Source organism: Reichenbachiella sp., from assembly GCF_965233835.1.
Classification (GTDB): Bacteria; Bacteroidota; Bacteroidia; order Cytophagales; family Cyclobacteriaceae; genus Reichenbachiella.
Genome location: NZ_OZ247585.1, coordinates 2,814,250 through 2,835,489, shown reverse-complemented (window position 1 = coordinate 2,835,489; position 21,240 = coordinate 2,814,250). Strand labels below are relative to the sequence as shown.

Sequence of the window (21,240 nt, the reverse complement as noted above, 5' to 3'; positions counted from 1 at the left end):
ATGCGGGATGGATCTTATAGATTCCAGCGACAAAGGTAGTTCATTAATTTGTATTTAATACCAACAATTCATTTTATAAAAAACTAAGACCTATTTTTCTAGAAGAACTGCAAAAGACTGCACCTGACTTCTTAAGGCTACCTTCAAAACGTAATACCCTCCTTTTAACTGATTGGTATTCACAACTAAATGATCAGGCTCCATATCATAAATGACATCATGTCTCTGTCCAGACACGTCGAATAGACTGACATTTAGTTCCTCACTCTTTACCTCCGCAGAACCTAAATAAACTTGAAGGAATTCTTTTGCAGGGTTTGGATAAACCACCCAGTTATTTAGACTATTGTTAGATTCAACCATTATAATTTCTGAATAAGTTGAAGAGCCATCTATATCTACTTGTTTTAACCTGTAGAAATTTTCTCCCAACACTGGGGCTTTGTCAATCGAAAAATAATCAGCTGGTTGATTTGAATTTCCCATAGCCTCTACTTTGCTTAGCTCAATAAACGAATCCTTACCCACTCTTTTTTCTAATACAAAATGGTCACTGTTTAGCTCACTTCGTGTTTGCCAATGTAAAGCAACATGAGCATCACTAGCCTCACCTTTGAAATAGACCAATTCAACTGGCAATGCATAACTGGGGTGACCGGGGTTGTAAAAAGCCACAAATGAAGAAAAGCTCTCTACTCCGAGTGTAAATTGATAATTAGTACTTCTAAACGACTCTCCTCGGCTATGAATTAGTTGTTTGCTTGTACCCTCCTCAAAAGGGTCTAAATCATTAATACCGCCATGTTTGGTGAAGTTGATACTGTCTTGTACAAAATCGGCAAGTACGTCTGGGTCATACCCATCATTTACAACTCTTGTCCTTAAATCGGTTGGTTCTGAAGCTAAAGAATAGAAACGTAGATAAACGGGGTAATCCCCTGCCGGCTGACTCGTTGGGTTGATCCACCAGTTTCTATTCATAACATATTCATCTACTGAATTTATTGTTCGGTCTCTGACATTCGGTTCGCCATCTAGTACCCGCACTGCCCAACAAGTTTCTCCTAAATTGTTTCCAACCGGATTTATAGAAAAAACCAAATTGCCCAGATTGTCTGTTACATGCACCCATTGATAGCCATCTAAGTTTTCGCAATTTGGGTTAGTGGATTCGTAGTCTGCCTGTAGAGACCGAATGGTAGTAATACTAGAAGGAACACTTGGACTGTTCTCATTAAACGGATCCGTTGCACTCACCACCTCGATATAATCAGGAATACCATCTAAATCCGTATCAGTAGATAATTCAATCGGTGCACTAGCTCCAGATTCAATTAGTAGGCTCTCGAGTGCGTCACTGATAACTGGAGCAGAAACTTCTTGAGAGCCTGTACCATCGTTAGTATCCGACAATGCACCTCCTCCTGCTAGCGGGTCATCCGCATCGCTAGGATCGTATCCATTTAGTACTTCATAATAATCTGGTATTCCATCGTTGTCTGTATCTGTGACTGGATTAGAATCAGCTGGACCGCCTTCAGACAATATCAATGCTTCTATTCCATCACTCAATCCATCACCATCCGAGTCTATGTTCCCATTAGCTGTAGGTGTATCAGCATCAAATGGACTAGTCCCATCGCGTACCTCTCTCCAATCAGAAACTCCATCATCATCTGTGTCAGTGTTTCTTGTAACCGGCGCATCGGCGCCTTGATCTATTAAAATTTGCTCCAATGCTCCACTAATCCTTCCCGCATTAAGAGTCAATGTGGTCTCCAAAGGACCATCGGCATCATCAACATCCGTGGGAGGTGAACCTGCTCCACCTGACTCAGGGCTGTCACCATCATTGTAATCTGTACCATAAGCCACTTCAAAATAATCCGGTATGCCATCAGAATCTGTATCAGTTGCCAAATCAATTCCTGTAGCTAGTCCAAAATATGCAGCACCACTAAAATCGACGTTTTCAATAGTAACAATTTCGGAAGCAAATGATGTAGCAGCAACCAGGTCTAATATTCCATCCGTAAAATCATCGTTCGTGTCTAATATAAGTGCGAAATCACCCACCGTATACCCGGTATTATCTTCAGATGAAACATCAATGGTAAGGGTAACAGTGCCGACATCATTCTCCTCATCTACCCCCCATTTTCGTGTGACACGCTCGGTAACGGAGGCCGGAAGTTCAGAGGATATGTAGGTCAATCCAGCATTATCATCTCCAAAAAGCAAATAATCCAAATGATTTAAAGATGAAGGACTATTAACCTCTACTATGTCGCTTCCATTTATACTTTGACTTGCGTTAATAAAAAGACCCTGGTCGTTATTGGCAGCTACGCCACGAATGCGATTTCCATAACCTGTTCTATTATATAAAGAGGTTCCGCCATTATAAGTATAATCTCCAGCAGAAATATCTAAATCAATACCATATTTCAGCGCATAGTAACTCTCGACATCTCTTCTATCATTGGCCAACAATGCAGTACTCCAAAAACCAATCTCAGCCAAATCACCGTCAAACCCTGACGCACCAGCGGGCGTGGCACCCAAACCTAACCCAGCACTACCAGCAGCTAATGTACCAGCTGAAGATGTACCATCGCTGGTCGCTCCGTTGAGGAAAATATCATTACTTGTTGCAGCCGAAGATTGATAGGAAATGATCTGAAATACCCCGGGCAAAATGACATTTGTACTACCACTAGCCTGTTCACCAGATCCTGCGTCAACAAAAGTCACTGAGGCATTGTTTCCGTTCAGACCAAAGGCAGCCGTGTTGCCAACAGCAGATTCCCAATACGCTAGGTATGTTCCCGCATCAGGTTTGACCACTGCTATAATAGTATTGTCTGTTGCTCCAAAGATCGTCGCTCCGGTAATTACTCCATTGGACTCCAAATAAGTAGAGCCATCAAACGATAGGTAATCATAACCATTGATCGTAGCCGTCTGAGGTGGTGATCCATCTACATCTTCTAGAGCAGTCAATCCAGCGGCTGATACCTGGTTATCCCATTGAGTAACATCACTTCCGCTTGTACTTACACCCACTTCTGATGTCAGCCACAATGTTCCATTGCTCTTGCCAATAGCTCCCGATGGTAAAGGAGGAAGTGCCAGTGTGAAGTAGTCATTATTGGAAAAGGTTACATTTTCGAAAATAATTGTATCTCCTGAAAAGCTACTGCCTTCAATCTCTGTAACGGCAGTTGAAAAATCATTCGTATTATTAATCAACAAGCTGTATAAGGATGGCACCTTATTCAATAAGGCGAAATCAGTAACTCCTGCCAAATTAGCTTTTACGGTCATAGATCCAGGAGAGCCTGTAACATCTACCTGCCATTCTGCAGACAAACGATTTCCGTAATTTGACGGAAGTTCTGTAGACTGTGTGAGTGATTTATCAACACCATCATTTCCCCAAATCAGATAATCGCCTGAATTAATGCCCTCCCCTGCTGAGACCTTCACCGCCGAGCCTGATTCCGTGCTTTGGGAAGTCAATTGAATTAGTCCATGATCAAGGTTAAACCCGACACCTGCAATTTCATTATCATAAGCTGAGTTATCATAAATTGTGGTGCCGCCCACGGTATAGCCTTCGCCTGATATATCCAATGACACCCCGTATTTAATGGCTAAATAGGTCTCTACATCTCTGTGATCCGCATCAGACAGACGGCTGTTGAAACTAATTACTTCTGATATCTTGCCATCATAGCCATCTGTACCTAGGAAGTTGTTTCCTAACCTGAAGTAGGAATTGGTTCGGTTTGCAAAAGTTCCACCATCACCATTATCCAATGCTATACCATCTACTAGGATATCCTGACCTGTCGCGCCCAAGTTATTTCTGGAATTAATCATGACCACTGGACTTGTAATACTTGCGATGCCATCTACATAAGCGGATCGGTAGTCGTTTACGGCATGCCCAATCAAAGTATCAGCACCCTGAGCACCCAAATACATTCCACCATAGGCGCCATTTTGCAAACCTAACACATAGCCATTGGAAGCTCCACCTGCGATAGCGGCATCTGGTTTTAAAATGATAAAGTACTCTTGCGTGTTAAAACCAGCTATACCATCAAGAAAGTCATCAGCAAAATCGATGGCATCATTATTATTAATTTCATTATTAACCAGAGAAGGTTTCTCGTTATTGTCTCCTTGATCTGCATCGTTACCACTACCGCTCACATCTTTCCAGGAAGTCACCAAACTACCACTCGTTTCCAATCCTTCATCCGGCCGCAACCAAAGTGTTAAACCGGAAGAGACTCCACCTGGAGCAATAGTTTGAACATCCCCTCCAATGGTAAAAAAGTCCCCATCAGAAAAATCAACAGATGTAAAAGTGAGAATATCTCTTCCTCCTAAATCGGTCACGTTTCCACCAATAACCAAAGTAGTTATAGCATCATTAGCTAAGTCCGTGGGCATCGTTGCCGTATTAGGAGCAATTAAAAGATTTAAGGTTGTGTTGTCTTTATCAACTGCCAAATTTGTAATATCAAAATTCAAAGTGACTGTACCCACATCACCTGTCTCTTTAACCTTCCATATTCTTTCAAGTCTTTCGGTAATTCCTGAAATGACATCACTTGTTGTGAACGTATTTGGGTTGTTATCATTTCCCCAAACCAGATACTCTCCATCATCTAAATCACTGGCACTTTCAATATTTACAATGGTTGCATCATTCACACTCTGACTACTCGTTTGGTTTAGTTCCTGACCAACTTCATCCTTACCAATACCGGCAACGTCATGATGATAAGTCTGATAATCGGCATTTGTGGTCCCTGGCCAGATCAGCGTACTTCCATTTATCTGATAATCGAAATTAACCGTTCCGCTACTAGGATCTTCGTCCAATGTCAATCCATATTTAATAGCCAAATAAGTAAAAACGTCTTGTTGATCACTATCACTGAGTCTACCAGAATAGCTAATCACCTCACCTATACTTCCCTGAAAATCATCTGAAAGGTCAAATCCATAACCTAAAATGTATGCCTGATTACTAAAGCCGGACCAAGTACCAGACTCGATGTTACTCACGGCTTCTCCATTTACAAACAGCTCCTGCCCATCGCTAGTCACATTTAATCGATCATTGATAATCATTGGGTTTGCCAAGACAACCTCTCCCGTCAGATCTTGATAGGCCGACCTATATCCACCACTCGGGGATTCTGTGTGGGTAATAAGCTCATCAGCAAAATCAACTGTAGCCGAACCAAGCTCAAGACTACCAACATCTCCAGGTTGATAACCAAGAATATCTCCGGTTTCTGCGGATGAACTGCTAATAAAATCTGGGTCAACCACTACAAAAATTTCATTGGTATACATACCCGCAGCACCTTCAATGTGGCTATTATCAAAGTCTATAACCGGATTGTAATTGATCATTTGACCGTTTGAATTTGGTCTGTCTGCGCTGGTTTCTTCATAGGCATGATTGTCATTACCACTTTCATCAGCCCAAGCTAACAGTTCGGTGCCGTCTAAGAGCGCTCTTGAGCCTGCCTTAAGCCATAAAGACAAGTTGGTAGTAACACTGCCAGGAGCTCCGTCGGAATCACTATAACTAAGAATAGTCACATTATCAAAGCCAATCCCTACATCTACGGTTTCTGTAACGGGGGTACCCCCAGATTCGAAATTCACTCTAAATTGGACCTGAGAATTATTTTCTAGCACGGCCGGGAGTAAAATTTGAGCGGTACTCCACCCTCCGTTATCTCCCGTCCACCCTTCATCTCCTAAGGCCTGCACATTGTTATCATTATACCAATTAACGCCCTCATCCACAACACCTAGCAAGGCCCACCCAGCTCCGCCATTGGACGAGTATTCGATGTTAAACCCATCTTCACTGTTGGTGACTCCGTTGCCAGTATCATCTGTATTGTAACTAATATCAATTTGAAATATGAGGTTGTAGCGTCCAGTTAAATCAATGGTAGAACTGGTAGTCGTTACATTGTCTCCAATGCCATAATTATCAAAACTGGTGGGGTGAAGGTAATTGCCATCTGAAGTGCCCAGAGCAACATCAGCATCGCGTGTCCAGTTGGTAGTAGACCAACCATCGGCATCAGCTTCGAAATCAGCCGAATAAACTGTAGTCTGAGCATTAGAAATTGAAAACAAGAAAACAAGTAAGGCGCAGCATAAAACGATCCTTTTCATTTCGACTAGGTTTAGGGTACATCATTCCAATCATCCTAATCAATTAATCTCTGCTGCCGTAAAAGGTGTTTTTTGCTTCTATACGTAGAGGTTTCTCAATCCTCTTTTTTTAATTTATTCAGTTATTATTTCATATTCAATATTTTGAATTTTTAATGAATAATATTTAGAGTTAAGTACCTAGAAGGTATAGGCTAAACTACCTAGACATAGTATGTTTTATTGTTTTTTAACAAATATTAGGTATTATAACAGACAGGACAACATCTAGTCGTCATTAAAGGTAAGTAACCTCGCTTTGGCTACAAGTTCTTCCAAGACTCAAATGACACCAGCGTAGACAAATCAAAATTGAGTAGAGCGCGCTGTTCGGCCATTCGACTATCGAAGTACCCCGAGTCAATACCCGTGTATTTCGATTTAGAGAACTTAGTTTGCTTGCAGTATTCACCTAATCTTTGGTAGTTATCATCTATCAAGTGAAACACATACTCCATTACTTCCTCTTCCGGAGCATCCATACTAAGCTCTTCCCGAAGAGATAGGTTTTTCTCATCTGCAAAAGAGTCAACCTCCTGATTCGTCAGGTTATTTGTAGGGAGTGCCAGGGGCCCATAGTGAACCGTATTGAGGGCAATTGGCATGTCGGGTAATCCATCATAGTGAGCCAAAAACGATCGCATACTTCGAGTATGAGTAAGTATACGCTGTCGGTTTTCCTTGCTCATGTTATCAAACATTCTAAGCACCACCATAGACATGTACAAATCATTCATTGCCTTAGGAATATTAAGTGGTGAACGAACTGCTAAATTATTTTCCTTAGCCACCTTAAAAAACACCTCATGGTAATCCTTAAAGAAAAACAAGGTATTGTGATGACTACTTAAATGAGTTATGGGAATATTATATTTCTCAAACTGTTCTACTTGCTTGCTCAGTTCGTAATGCAGGTCGTTTAACTCTTTTTCAACATGTCTGGTTCTACGCATTTGCGTGTACTTCTTAAAATATTTCCCCTTACGCAAACTAAGCGTCCCTCTTCTTGTCAAAAGACCAATTTTCCTACCAGAGATTGGCTTACCAGAAGAAATAGTTAAGTGGCAACCCACTTCAAAGTTTCTACCATCGCATTCGTCAAGCAATCGCTTAATTTTTGATTCGAACAAATGGTGGTTAGAAAAAGCTGCTACTGAATTTATCTTTCCGGCATTTACTGCTTTGATAATACCTTGATCAATAGCAGGAATGGCTCCATAATCATCTGCGGTAAAAATTACTTTGTTCATCGCTTTGGGTTCGTCAGTCTAAGAGCAGTTTGTAAAATCTTACTTTAATATAGTCTATTTCTCATGCAATGTCTTCAAGTTTCTTGCGGTTATTTTGAAGGTACTACCCTTACCTAATTCGGTTTTCACATCAATGGCTCCTTGAAGCTTTGCAAGAGTTTCTTCAACAATGTATAAGCCCAATCCCGAGCCTTCACTTCTAGTGGTCGCACGGTAAAACATCTTAAACACTTTCGAAACATGTTTATTTTCTATTCCTGGTCCATTGTCCTTTACGGTTATTTGAACTTGCTGCTTATCTCCCAAAACATCTATTGACACATAAGGTTTATTTGTCTTATCTGGTTGATGGTGCTTAAACGCGTTAGTAATAATATTGCTCAAAACAACTTTAAATCTCCTTGGGTCGCTATAAAACTTACCATCCAAAGAGTAATTGACATCGTGTTCGATAGCATGAAAATTCTTGGTGTGGCTAATGTCCTCAAGTATATTAGCGATCATGGTATTGAAATCCACTTCTTCAATTTCTATCCCCAAACGAGCATTTCTGGAATAGTCCACTATATCATGAATAAACTCATCAAGGCGATTTACACTTTTTTCTATGTGATCAAAATACTCTCCTTGCTGATCGGGCTCTCCTACCCTTGCCAGTTGGATTAGACCCAAGATAGATGACAGAGGAGAGCGTATCTCGTGAGAAGCACTGTAAACAAAACGATCCAGTTCTGCATTCACTTTTTTTAGTTCAACATTCTGACGATTGATGAACGCAATTCTCCATTTGTAAATAACTAAAAACAAGCCAATCATAAGAGCCAATACCAATAGGTAGAACCATATAGTCTGATAAAAAAAAGGTTTTACTCTAAATGAAAAGCTCGTTGGGTTTGTATTCCACACATTAGATTCATTAGCTCCAATTACCTTAAAAGTATATTTTCCCGGAGGCAAATTGGTATATTCTACCCGACCTGAGTAATCCGGACTGCTCCAATCTTTTTCAAGACCTTCGAGTTTGTACCTAAACTGATTTCGTTCTGGTGCGGTATAACTTATTACTGCGAACTCAAAAATATAGCGAAGAGCACCTGCCTCTATTTCTGCAAACTCACTTCCGACTGATAACACCTCATCATCAACCAGTATATTTCTAATCAACACATCTGGTGGTGAATTATCAAATTGAAGATTGCTAGGGCTAATCTCACACACGCCTCCTAGCGTGGGAACCATCACCTTACCCTGAGAGGTCAATAAAGATCGCGTTGCGCCTGTGCACTCTTTGTTGTTCATTCCGCTATTCTCGTCCAAAATGACATATGGAAGTTGCTGAATTTGGTTCTTTTTGTAACTCTCCCAATCAGATTTAGCTATTTGTAAAATTCCTAAGTTGGTAGTAATCCAAAAATTATCCTTTCCATCATCCACAAGATCGAAATATGTTTTGCTCCTCCTATCCGAAGCTAAATTGACCTGTTTCAATTTAGTCCCATCAAAATGAAGCAACCCTACATTAGCCGTCACCATAGCAGTATGATCAGCCATCAAATCAATATTGAATAAAAGGACACCAGCATCATCTTCTTTCAGGTGAAAGGTCGACACCTCACCTGAAGGTTTTAGTATAGACATCCCCCCGCTGTGAGTGCCTATATACAAGCTACCATCCGAAGACTCTTGAACGCTGAGTATGAAATTGGATTCTAGCTTATTTTCATTGTCAAAGACTTCATGAACCCTGCCATCTTTAAATTTTACTAAACCACCAGATCGAGACCCAAACCAAAAGTATCCCGCCTGATCTTTAAGTACAATTCTGAAATTATTAGCAGGCATTCCGTTGGCTGTTGAATACACTGTTTCGCTGAGTCCTTCTTTATGGATAATACCGACATAAGTAGCCAGCCAAAAAGAACCATCTTCGTCGTAATAAATGTCTCTTATGCCATTTCCTCCCAGATCCGTCTGAATATTAATCCTTCCATACGCTCCGTCTTTATACACATCTAGTTGATTTTGATCGGTGCCGATGTATAAATTTCCATCCCAAGACTCGTGTAAAATATTGATCCTGTCACTCGAAAGATCCGGTTCTGTTAAATTGGAAAGTCTACTCTCTTTCAATCTCATGAGACCCATTCTACTAGAAGTAAGCCAAAGACTGTTTTCTCTATCCTTTATTATTGAACTTAACCGAACTAAGTCAATACCCTGCTTACCACGAACCCAATCCACCTTATCCGTTTTGTTAGACCAGCGAGCAAGTCCACTTTCTGCTCCAGCCCAAACAGAATTCCATTGATCTACCAATAAATAATTGATGTAAATATTTGTTAGTTCCTTGATTGAAACAACACTTCCAGAACCATCAATATACTGTAATCCTTTGGTGGTAGCTATCATTAAAAGTCCTTCTCCGGTGCAGGCCAAACTTTCTACATAATCATCGTGAAGCCCATCCTGAGTTGAAATATGGCGTTCTAGTTTATCATTTTTTAAGCAAAAAAGACCCTGCCCTTCTGTAGCGACCCAAATTCTTCCTTGATCATCTTCTTTTATACTACTGATAGTTCCTTTGTTCAAGATTGGGATATCAATCCATTCTGCTTTTTTGTCCTTAAGCTTAAACAGGCCTTGATTGTTACTTCCTATGTAAAGCGCACCAGTTTGACTGACTAAGAGCGAAGGGACGGACTTTGGCAAGTAGCCCGACTTACTTTCTACCTTAGAAAAAACGCCATTGGTATATTTAATTACACCACTGCCTTGCGAACCTAGGTATACAACTCCATTGCTATCCTCTACTACGGTGTAAAAACCATCCGTTTCAAGTAGATCTAAATTATTAATATCATAAATCTCAACACGCTCTCCATCGAATATCATTACTCCATTGAATGAGGTAATCCACAGGAGCCCCTTAGAATCTTGAAATACGTGTGTGAGATTATTGGAAGAAAGGCCATCTTCCGCTGTCCATTGTGCCAGACTAATATTTTGAATAGGATCTTTTGGGTCAAACCCAGCTATCTGCCCAAGTCCAACTTCTGCTGTACAAAAACTAAATAATACAAAAACAAGAAGTCCTCTCATGCATGCTTTTTATGACCAACCAAAAACGTTAGGTTCCTTCAACAAAAGATAAATCAAAAACTATTGAATTGAAAGTACCTTGATTTTTAGTTGGTCAAGACATGTCATTTAAGATTAGAACTCGACAATTACGAATTCGGTTCGTCGATTGGCTTTTCTTCCTTCAGCAGTACTGTTGTCCTCCAAAGGCACAGATTCTCCGTATCCCTTGGCTTGCAAGCGAGCTTCTTCGATTCCCGCTAATTTCAAATAATCAACCACAGCATTGGCTCTGGCTTGAGACAACCTAAGGTTTGAATCTTCAGAACCCAAATTGTCGGTATGCCCCCCTACTTCTATCACCATAGTCCCGTTTTGCTGCAGCAGTTCAGCGGCTTTATTAAGCTCTACATAGCTAATTGGTTTGAGCTCCGCACGACCAGATTCGAAGAAAATATTGTTGAGAACAACCTTTGTTCCTTTTTCTATTGGTTCTAGACCAATGTCCTTGGTGATTTCCTGATAGGTTGTATCCTTCGGCAAATCAAAGCTCTGAGAATAAAAGAAATAACCATCTTTACTTGCTGATACACTATAATTTCTACCGGCTGGTAAAACCACTAAATATTCTCCACTTTCTGAATTACTCTTGTTTATGGCAATGAGTTCTCCGGTGTCAATATCTTCGATCATGACCAATGCTCCCAATGGTTCATTGGTATTAGCATTGGCTACCACTCCTTCTATTACAGCAGTAGGTTTTGGCTTCAAATAATCTGGTAGCTCTGTCTCATAAATGTTATAGCTATCACTATCTCTTGAAGAAGAAAAATATGCTTTTCCTGAACCCGATATACTGAAATTCTTATCCTCTCCCGAAGAATTGATCGGTGCGCCCAGATTGATAGGTTTAGCCCATTTACCATTTTCAAAAACACTATAAAAAATATCAACTCCACCGTACCCTGGGTGGCCGCTCGTCGCATAGTATAAGGTTTTACCATCTGCCGCTAAGAAAGGGCTATTATCACTTAATGGTGTATTGATGGTACTTCCTAAGTTCTGTGGTATTCCCCAATCACCTAAATGATTGATTTCAGTCATATACAAATCTGCTCCTCCATAACCTCCATCTCTAGAGGAAGTGAAAATAATTCGAGTGCCATCAGAACTGATGGTTGGCTGTGACTCCCAATCTTTGCTGTTCACCACATTTCCCATGTTAACCGGCTCAGACCATTTCGTTCCATCTAATGTAGTAATATACAAATCACAATTTCCTACGCTTTCTTTACCTCCACATCTCACATAAACCATAGTTTGTCCATCTCCTGTAAATGCAGATCCAAAATCATCATTGATGGAATTAATTGGTTCTGGGAGCATCTCAGGTCTACTCCATGAATCATTCATCATATTTGACACATATATATCCTCGCCATAATGATTGGCTCTAGAGCTATCTTGCACATTATCAAAACCGCCAGGGCGAACACTAGTAAAATATAGCCTCGTTCCCATAGGGTTAACTTGTGGCGCGTAATCATTTGAAGAACTATTCAACTGAGAGACCAAAATTGGGTCAGAACTAGCGTTTGGCTGCTCTCTTACAGACCTACTCGTTTGAGCATAGATCAACCGATTTTTAGCTTCATGCCTTTTCAATTGATTTTTGGGGGTATCTGGATACATGTCCAAAAACTTCTCGTAGTATCGAACTGCCCTAGACAATCTATTCAATTCAATAAAGACCTCTCCCCCCTCAAAATATTGTACGGGATTGTAATCTGGATTTACAGCTCTCAGTTTTTCAAAAGCAATGGATGCCTGCTCTGCTTGATTATTTCGCTTGAAGGACATCGCTAAATAAAACCAAGCCTTATCAGACCTGTTATTGTATTTTAAGGCTTCATTGAATTTTTCAATTGCCTCGTCATATCGGGAATGCTTAAAATATCTTCCTCCGTCTTTAAAAGCATCTGCAAAATTTTGTCCATGAACATTAGCAGCCAATGCAAATGTTAGAAAAACTATACTAAATATTCTCATTGTGATAATTGGTTGATATATACGCAAAATAAGGAATCTTTATTAAAATTAGATATTGCTCATTTTGGATAGTCAAATAGTAAAGTACAATAAATGACAGTTCCAGTCTTAGATGTCATCATGTTAAATCATATTCAAGTATATCTCTTAGTTTTGTTTAACTTGATCTAACAATATCAGAAATCATCATGAAAAATTTTTTGCTTACCTTTTTGCTCGCGACCCTATCTACTCTTTCTCTAACTGCTCAAGAGAACACCAATGACATTATATTTATAGTAGATGAGCTCCGAACCACATGGGACATAGAGGCACTGAAAATGGAAAAATATGACGGTATGCGAGAATATTGCCATTCTAAACCTTACAGAAAGAAAATTCTCGATCTGCTGGATCAAATCCACCACTATGACACCACCCTATACTACACAGTCAATGATAAATACGATGTGAGCTCAGATCCAGAAGCGAAGGAAACTTTGGAAGATATTATGACTTTAGAAACCGTTTATACCAATCCTAATTTTGTAGCATTTCTAAAAAAGGAATGTGAAAAGGTAATTCACATAGAAAAGAACATGGCAAAAAAAGACAGTGGTGGATTTGACAAAGATATATCAGCTCTAGAAGAGGAGCTCATCGAATATATTGATGCTGTAACTGAAAGAGTAGATCTCGTAGATGAGCATATTCATCACCTAAAAGAACTAGATCCAAAAGCTCTAAAACCAGCAAAGAAAAAAGAAGATGAAGATGCTTCTGGCTTTTAGTCCATATCATTCAGATGGACAGTGAACTTAGCTCCTTGTTTAGGTCTACTATCCACTAATAACTCCCCATGATGATAACTTAGAATTGTACTAACAATGTACATTCCAAGACCACTACCATTTACATGAGAGTGTAGCCTTATGAAAGGCTTCATAATTTCCTCTTTGTATTTTACCGCATCAAAACCTAACCCTGAATCCTTCACAATTAGAGATACCCTTCCTTTATTAACCTCAGTCTTCAACTCGATTACTAGTGGTTTCTCTGGATTCTTATATTTTACCGCATTAGTCAGCAGGTTTTGCATAATACTTTTCAAATGCAATGGAGGGTAATTGATTTGTTTGCAAGCAGAAAAATCTTTTTTAAAGGTCGCATTTGAATCTTTAATTTCTTGCAACATGCCTTGAGCAACTTCCGCCAAAATTTTGTCGAAGGAAACCATCTGAGAATCCTGATTCAGAGAAGCTCTAAGGTGGTTGACGTCATTTAGTGCATTGACTGTCATAGACAACTGCTCGGCACTACGCTTTACGTTCTTCAAGACCGTATCATAGCTATTGTCTCCCATTTTGGTATTCTCTAACATTTCAATCAATGACTTCATGTTATTTACGGGCGCCTTTAAATCATGTGCTGTACTATAAGAGAAATGTGTAAAACGCTCGATTTCTTCCTGAGCCTCTTGTAGACGGTCAGCCATGTTATTGAAGGCGTCTACCAAATCTTCTGTGATACTTTCAGGCTTCAATTGAATTCTTGTATCCAAATTTCCCGCACCAAGCCTTTCTGCACCCTTTCTAATTTGCTCTAGAGGAACCCAAATTTTATAACTAAAAGTATAGACGGCTACCAATGATAGTGTGGTAAAAAAGATCGTCAGCACAACTATCCACTGCATAGACATTTCTTCTTCTTGTTCGACCGACTCTACCTGTGCTTCCGTGAACATCTCTAAACGCATCAATACGCCTTCTATCTGCCCATTGAATTCATTTTCTTCGGACTCCACTTTTTCTGCCTTGAGCATGGCAGTCTCCAAATCTCTTTGTTCCAACAGTTCTAATACCTCTATGGCATGCTTTTCATAACTGGTATGCTCTGATTCTAATTTTTTCAAAGCCACTTCTAGCGTTTTCAATTTGGACAACTGGCTGCTACTAGTTGTGTTTTTCAAAGCTTGCTGTACTTGCTCGTCCGCATCAAGTAGATCCTGATCAACCAGAGCTGCTAAATACCTGAACGTACTATCTGCACGAACAAAATGTTCCTCAGCAAACTGATTTTTGTCAAATTCTTCGGCATATCGAATGGCTCTTTCAAAATTGATGGATTGCTCTAGTTGATTGGTTTCAATCTGAGTAAGAATTTCAACCAATGGCAAATCAATTCTTGCCACATCATCTATATCTTGATGGGTAGCCAACATCCTAAGCAAAGCAAAAGCACTTAGTATGAGTAGCATCAAAATGATAAAACTACTTCTCTTTAATATGGTATCCCTTACTTTATTTTTCATCGCTTGCCTTACTATTCTTTATAACTAATTCTTAATCGAGGTCTAATTTAGCATTCATTACTCTTATCACCTCGTCCAAATCCATGGTTGCAATCTGTAGGTTGGCCATTAGCTCCTCATAACTTTCTCTATCATCCCATGACATTTTAACCAAATCTAAAATGCCCAATATAGAAGAAATAGGTCTTCGAATATTGTGAGAAGCATAGAAAGCATAGTCCTCCAGCTTAGCAATTACTGCTTCCTTTTCTTCTCGTTGTTTTTTATCTCGTGTGATGTCAATAGCCACAGCAATACGAGCTTTGCTTTCTCGATAGGTAGTCGAATGACCAGATATTTCCACAGTAAACACAGACTCATCCTTTTTTCTATGCTGCCATTCTGATTTTTTCCACTTGGCGCTCAATTTTTGCTCATAATCCAAGTCGGTGGACTTCGAAGTAGTACCAGCATCAGCCCTCAAATCCATGAGAGTCAATTGTCTGAATTCATTCAAGTCATACCCATATAGAGAAATTGCTCCATTATTAGCATCCAATATAGTGAATGATTCTGGATCGTATATCAGCATGGGGACTGGACTGTCATTGAAGACTGAATGATAACTAGCTTCAGTAAGCTGTCGCAGTCCCTTTTCTTTTATTCGAAGTTGGGAACTGTAAGACTGTGAAATGTAGGATGCTGCCGTCGTTAGGTAAATCTTATCGTGGGTAGTCCACCGATGTAATTCAGAGGTCTTTTCAACAAAAACAACACCTAGAATAACCTCCTTGTACCAAACCTGGATGCCAAGCATTGATTTGATTTCATTCGGTCTTACATAGCTCGTTTTTATTTCATCGGTTACTTTACCTTCAACTGCATTATCTATTTTGATAATTAGTTTCGTTCGGATGGTCTCATAGAAATTAGGACAATTGCTTCTTTCAAATACATTGCCCTTTACAAATTCATCGTCTTCCTTTTCATACAAGAAAAGATTTTTGAGAACGCCAGTTTCCTGATTTAAAGCCCAAAAACCCGCTCGTTCCACATCCAGTTCAAATGTAAGCGCTACCAAAACTTCATGCACGAGGTCTTTAAACCTGCCATTATGCAAGTAGTCCGATCTGGAAAGCTGTAATAAGGTTTTGTGTTTTGCTTTTGTCCTAACCATTAATTTTTCATTCACCAAAATGCATACTCCTAGCCTTCGCTAATGGATTATAGGATATCAGGGAGGGTCTAAAATAGGTCAACTATAATAGACCCGCAAGTTAATGATATTCTATTTTTTGCTATTCTGTTGAAGAAATAAATTTGAACAAAAACTTAAACAAATCTATTCATCTCTTAAAGACCTTGCTGGATTCGATCGAGCCACCCGTAGCGCTTGGTTCCCAACAATAAGTAAAGAGAAAATCAAAGCAATTAACCCTATCGCAGGAAATATCCACCATTGAACATCCACTCGAATAGGATACCGATCGAGGTATTGATCTAATAAATACCAGGTAATCGGTGCAGACAACACAAACCCAACCAAAACTAACTTGGAAAAGTCCTTGGACATTAGCGCTATGAGACCCGTAATACTTGCGCCTAAAACTTTCCTAATACCAATCTCTTTTGTCCTTTGTTCTGCAGTAAAGGATGCCAAACCGAACAAGCCTAATCCAGTAATGAATATGGCCAGTAATGAAAATATTGTAGCTAGGTTTTGTATCATATTGATAGTATCAAACTTACGTTGGAATTCTACGTCGGCAAATTGATAATCAAATGGGTAGGCCGGATTATATCTGTCGAACATGGCTTCCACCGTTTTCAAATTTCCATTTAGATTATTGTTGTTCTTAAGCCTGACCGTAATCGCATTGATCCAATCAGGATTGACAATCATAAACATCGGTTTCACCTCTTTATATGGAGAACCCATGATAACATTATCTACTACACCAATGAGCTGTCGCTTGTCGCCCCATAGATCAAGTGTAGTGCCAATAGGGTCTTCCAACCCCATCAGATCAAGTGCAGCTTTGTTGATCACTATGGCTGAAGTATCCGTCACAAACTCTTTTGAGAAATCACGACCATGCAACACCTTAATTCCCATGGTCTTGGTGTAATCGTATTCGGTAGATATGGTGGTAAATATCACCTTTAGATTTTCAGGCTTTCCAGGCCAGCTCAAAAAATTATTAGAGTTAATGGATGTAATCCTACTATTTGAGCGAGTCACGGCCTCTACTGCGCCAGATTGTAACAGTTGGTTTTTTAATACATCATAGTTTTCAGCCAATTCATCGCTGTAGTCGACCGAAATCAAATTGGATTGATCGTATCCTAAGTCCCTATCCTTCACCAACTCTATTTGTCGAAAAATCACTACAGTACTTACAAGCAACAAAATAGAAAAACCAAACTGCATAACGACCAATACTTTGCGTGGAGACGTGGCCCCTTTTCCAATTTTAATCGTTCCCTTTAGCGTCTCCGCCGGTCGGAACGAGGATAAATAAAAAGCTGGATAGCTTCCAGATAAAACACCAGTAAGAAAGACAATACCCAATCCAATTTGCCAGAACTCTAAGGAGGTGTAATCAATAAAAAGTGACTTATCGACTAAATTATTGTACGCTGGAAGCACAAGTTCTGTCATCAAAATGGCAAGTAAAAAAGAAATCACCGAGATAATTAATGACTCACCAATAAACTGTAGAATCAAATATTTTTTTGTAGAACCTAAGCTCTTTCTTATGCCTACCTCTCTAGCCCTTCTTTCTGATCGGGCAGTCGTCAAATTCATGAAATTAATACAGGCAATAATCAGAATAAATATGGCGATAACTGAAAATAACTTAACATGATCATTTCTGCCTTCTTTAATTTCTCCATTAATGAAATTCGAATGTAGCCGCCATTTTTCCAAAGGATGTAAAAACAACGTTCGTGGCATATCGTCTTCTCCATTATCCGCCAGCATGGTGGCAATTGCTTCGTCCACAGCTCCTTGAGATTTTTCATCATTTAGCTCCACAAATACCTGAAAGGAGTAATTACCCCAATTGGTCTTATTTCTAACCACCCACTCGCTGAGCATTTCTCTCTGTTTCCACGGAACAAGAAATTCAAATTCAAACGAAGAGTTGTCCGGCACGTCCTTTAATATCCCAGTAACTTTTAGGTTCACTTGATCCTCAAATCGAATCACCTTACCCAATGGGTCTTCATTCTTGAAAAGCGTCTGAGCCAACGACTGACTGATCACGATAGAATGAGGATCATCCAAAACAACTGCCGGATCTCCAGAAACTAGAGGGTATTCGAACATTTCAAGAAACTCTTCACTTACGTAGTATCCCTGTTTAAGCAATCTGGTATCGTCTACGGTAAGCAAGCGTTCACCACCCCAACCTGTGACCACAGAGTTCACCACACTACTATGAGCAGTTTTCATTGCTTCATAGGTTGGTAATGGAATTGACTGCCAGGTGTTGATCTTATTGTCAAAAGTTGCATGCACCCAAACCTGATGCAGGTTCTTGTATTTTGGTATGAACTTATCAAAAGACAATTCATCCGCAACCCATAACCAAATGAGTATACTGCAAACTATTCCTACGGATAACCCTAGGATATTAATAGCTGAATAGAGTTTATTCTTGAGCAGGTTTCTGAGCGTGATTTTTATAAAGTTCTTAAGCATGATTATGTTGAGTTTGAGTCACTTTATTGATTGATTCAAACTTCAAATAGTTGCATTGATCGATAAATTAATTACTCTCATCTAATTACAAGTCTCATAATCAGCACTTTACTTTAAAAAATCACGTGGCTTTTATCAATATTGTATAGATTTAAGTATTGACTAACACCCTAAACATGAAGCAATTAATAGTAAGTATCCTTATCATATTTCTTATTGACCCGTCAGTATTTGGTCAAGCCAAGAAATTAGCAGAGTTAGAAGATAAATCTGGTGAAATTTCTGAGTTCCAAGTGGACGCTGGCAATCAGATCATCGCCCTGGGAAACAAAATCGGAATTCTTACTGCATTCGATTTCTCAACGAAAACAGAGAAATTTAAAGTTCGCCCACATAGAGATAAGATTAACTTTATTAGATTTTATGAAGAGGGAAGTCAAATTGTCTCATTTACTGACCAAGAGATAGTCTTTTCAAATAAGCAAGACGGTGCACAAATAAGTAAGATTTCAATTTTTGATAAAATCCAATGGATAGACCTCAACAATACTACTAACCAACTTTATATTTTGGCCACAAGAGGAGAGACTGATCCAGCTAAGAAAATTTATAGTATTGATTTGAAGAGCAGAAAATTCGATGTTTTCCATCCAAGTGTTGGAGGGGTAGAATCTTTCAAAACTAGTGCAGATGGAAATTTCATGTACATAGGTAAAAACGAAGATTTACTCATCAAAAACATTGGACTTGACATTATTGAGAAAAAACTCAAAGGACATGACAGTCGAATTGAGTTTATTGATATTAACCCTTCGAAAACAGATTGGATGACAACAACCGACCGATACACTTTAAGGTATTGGAAAATATCTTCGGGAAAGAGTTATTTACTCAAATGGAAGGTTGTTCCAACTCCAGAAGATTTTGATCGGATATATGGTTCCTGGATACTCAATCAGAAAAACAAATTGCTAATCCATGGAGAAGAAGGTCTAAAAATTCGAGATGTATCGAACCCACATGATGAAGTATCTATTATCTCATCCACTGGATTGGAAATAGAAAAAGTAACTGTGAGTCCGGACAAGGCCACCATCCTACTCCAGGCTCGAGACAATAGCATCGAGGTATGGAATTCAGGCGGCCTTGCTCCAACAGTTGCATCAAGTGCTGTAGCAACCAGGTCTACGCCAGCTACTATGATTAATAGCAGTGATGAAATTTACCGCAAATACAAGGTTGAAATTGATAATGAGCTGAATCTAAGAGCAGATCTCTTCAAACCAAGGGGTGAGTTTGAACGAACAGTAGACTATGACGAAAGAAAGATAAAAGCAGAGGAGTACAAGGAAGGAATCTTCGATTATTATCGTGATCTATCTAATAGAGAAGCTGAGGTGGCTAAAGAATTAGAAGCTGCACGATTAAAAATTCTGGCTGAAAGAGAAAAAAGAGATAGCGAACGACGAGCTGCCCTTTTTAGAGATAAGATTAAAGGATCATATAAGGAGTATTACACGCGGATCTCCGAACTTGGAACATATGATGCCGATGCTGAGGAGTTTCCAATTACGATCGACGGAATGACCTACCAAGTCAAAGTACCTTTTGATAAAGCCCGTGACTTCAAACAAAATTCACCTTTTTACAAAGTCGTTGGTAATAGCCAGCTTTTAGACGATGCCGTAACAGTTGAAAAATTCAACTACAAAATTGTAACCGACAAAAAAGAGATCTATGAATTCGGTAAACAAAGGAAAGCGCTATTTGTAGCTGATGAGGCCAATCTACTACTGAATAGCCTAACTAAGACTGTACCAGCAGCAGCATCCGTACCTGCCACTTCCAGAACATCGAACTCAGTCCGACCAACTACTGAGACATCGGAATTGGATAGTAGAATAGTTGACTATTTCAGTACCAAAACCTATCACGCGCTCTTGATAGGTGTAAATGAATATATGGATCCCTCTATAACTCAGTTAGACGGTCCTATTGCGGACGCCGGAAGGTTAAAAGATGTATTGACTACTAATTACACTTTCGAGGAAGAGAATATTACTTTCTTAAAAAACCCTACGCGAACAGAAATCATTGAAACGTTTGATGGACTTCAAAGCAAAATTGACGAAGATGATAACCTCCTGATTTTTTACGCTGGCCACGGTGTTTGGGATGAGGACTTAAAGCAGGGCTTTTGGTTGCCAAGTGATGCAAAACGCACATCTAAGGCAGCCTGGTTGTCAAATGCTATGATCAGGGATTATATTGGCGGTATTCATACCAAACACACTTTACTTGTCGCAGATGCTTGCTTTAGTGGTGGTATTTTTAAGACTCGAGATGTGTTTATTGAAAATATGGCCTCTCTGGAACTTGCCAAGCTACCCAGTAGAAAAGCTATCACAAGTGGAGCAATGAAGACGGTACCAGACAAGAGCGTATTCATTGAATACTTGACCAAGCGACTTAGTGAAAATGAAAGAAGTCTGCTTCCAGCAGAAATTCTTTTTAGCTCATTCAAAATTGCCGTCATGAATAATAGCCATGGTCAGGTTCCTCAATTTGGTGATATCAAAGGAGCTGGCGATGAAGGTGGAGATTTTATTTTCTTGAAGAGATAA

9 protein-coding genes are annotated in these 21,240 nt (G+C 39.5%); 2 read left to right on the top strand and 7 right to left on the bottom strand.

The features are described 5' to 3' along the window. Positions 1 to 90 precede the first annotated feature (90 nt). The 4 genes from ACO6S2_RS11965 to ACO6S2_RS11950 form a co-directional block, all read right to left on the bottom strand. Positions 91 to 6,222: a T9SS type A sorting domain-containing protein gene (locus ACO6S2_RS11965; protein ID WP_422358787.1), complete on the bottom strand. Its 6,132-nt coding sequence runs from the start codon at positions 6,220 to 6,222 to the stop codon at positions 91 to 93. A gap of 302 nt (positions 6,223 to 6,524) precedes the next feature. Continuing rightward, positions 6,525 to 7,511 carry a ChbG/HpnK family deacetylase gene (locus ACO6S2_RS11960; RefSeq protein ID WP_422358786.1) on the bottom strand — a complete coding sequence of 329 codons (987 nt, stop codon included), beginning with the start codon at positions 7,509 to 7,511 and terminating at the stop codon, positions 6,525 to 6,527. 54 nt (positions 7,512 to 7,565) lie between these two features. Beyond that, positions 7,566 to 10,610: a two-component regulator propeller domain-containing protein gene (locus ACO6S2_RS11955; protein ID WP_422358785.1), complete on the bottom strand. Its 3,045-nt coding sequence runs from the start codon at positions 10,608 to 10,610 to the stop codon at positions 7,566 to 7,568. Between the two features lie 114 nt (positions 10,611 to 10,724). After that, positions 10,725 to 12,638, bottom strand: coding sequence for an OmpA family protein (locus ACO6S2_RS11950; protein WP_422358784.1), 1,914 nt, complete (start codon positions 12,636 to 12,638; stop codon positions 10,725 to 10,727). A 188-nt stretch (positions 12,639 to 12,826) separates the two neighbouring features. Between ACO6S2_RS11950 and ACO6S2_RS11945 the strand changes: the two genes are divergently transcribed. Next, positions 12,827 to 13,408, top strand: a complete 582-nt coding sequence (locus ACO6S2_RS11945; RefSeq protein ID WP_422358783.1) for a hypothetical protein — start codon at positions 12,827 to 12,829, stop codon at positions 13,406 to 13,408. On the opposite strand, the gene ACO6S2_RS11940 is transcribed toward ACO6S2_RS11945, so the two are convergent. The 3 genes from ACO6S2_RS11940 to ACO6S2_RS11930 form a co-directional block, all read right to left on the bottom strand. Then, entirely contained in the window at positions 13,405 to 14,928 is a 1,524-nt protein-coding gene (locus tag ACO6S2_RS11940; RefSeq protein ID WP_422358782.1) for a sensor histidine kinase, read from the bottom strand. The two genes, ACO6S2_RS11945 and ACO6S2_RS11940, sit on opposite strands and share 4 nt — an antisense overlap. Positions 14,929 to 14,959: 31 nt before the next feature. Then, a complete protein-coding gene (locus ACO6S2_RS11935) occupies positions 14,960 to 16,084 on the bottom strand; it encodes a PAS domain S-box protein (protein ID WP_422358781.1) in 1,125 nt (374 codons plus the stop codon). Positions 16,085 to 16,249: 165 nt separating this feature from the next. Continuing rightward, the gene (locus ACO6S2_RS11930; RefSeq protein WP_422358780.1) at positions 16,250 to 18,616 is read right to left on the bottom strand and encodes an ABC transporter permease; all 2,367 of its coding nucleotides are present in this window, start codon (positions 18,614 to 18,616) and stop codon (positions 16,250 to 16,252) included. A 176-nt stretch (positions 18,617 to 18,792) separates the two neighbouring features. Here ACO6S2_RS11930 and ACO6S2_RS11925 point away from each other — a divergent pair, with 176 nt between their 5' ends. Beyond that, a complete protein-coding gene (locus tag ACO6S2_RS11925) occupies positions 18,793 to 21,240 on the top strand; it encodes a caspase family protein (protein ID WP_422358779.1) in 2,448 nt (815 codons plus the stop codon).

Excerpts from the sequence above, each read along its gene's own strand:
- ACO6S2_RS11925 (WP_422358779.1), top strand. The coding sequence starts at position 18,793 with ATGAAGCAATTAATAGTAAGTATCCTTATCATATTTCTTATTGACCCG.
- ACO6S2_RS11940 (WP_422358782.1), bottom strand. The coding sequence starts at position 14,928 with ATGAAAAATAAAGTAAGGGATACCATATTAAAGAGAAGTAGTTTTATC.
- ACO6S2_RS11960 (WP_422358786.1), bottom strand. The coding sequence starts at position 7,511 with ATGAACAAAGTAATTTTTACCGCAGATGATTATGGAGCCATTCCTGCT.
- ACO6S2_RS11965 (WP_422358787.1), bottom strand. The coding sequence starts at position 6,222 with ATGAAAAGGATCGTTTTATGCTGCGCCTTACTTGTTTTCTTGTTTTCA.
- ACO6S2_RS11945 (WP_422358783.1), top strand. The coding sequence starts at position 12,827 with ATGAAAAATTTTTTGCTTACCTTTTTGCTCGCGACCCTATCTACTCTT.
- ACO6S2_RS11935 (WP_422358781.1), bottom strand. The coding sequence starts at position 16,084 with ATGGTTAGGACAAAAGCAAAACACAAAACCTTATTACAGCTTTCCAGA.
- ACO6S2_RS11950 (WP_422358784.1), bottom strand. The coding sequence starts at position 12,638 with ATGAGAATATTTAGTATAGTTTTTCTAACATTTGCATTGGCTGCTAAT.
- ACO6S2_RS11955 (WP_422358785.1), bottom strand. The coding sequence starts at position 10,610 with ATGAGAGGACTTCTTGTTTTTGTATTATTTAGTTTTTGTACAGCAGAA.
- ACO6S2_RS11930 (WP_422358780.1), bottom strand. The coding sequence starts at position 18,616 with ATGCTTAAGAACTTTATAAAAATCACGCTCAGAAACCTGCTCAAGAAT.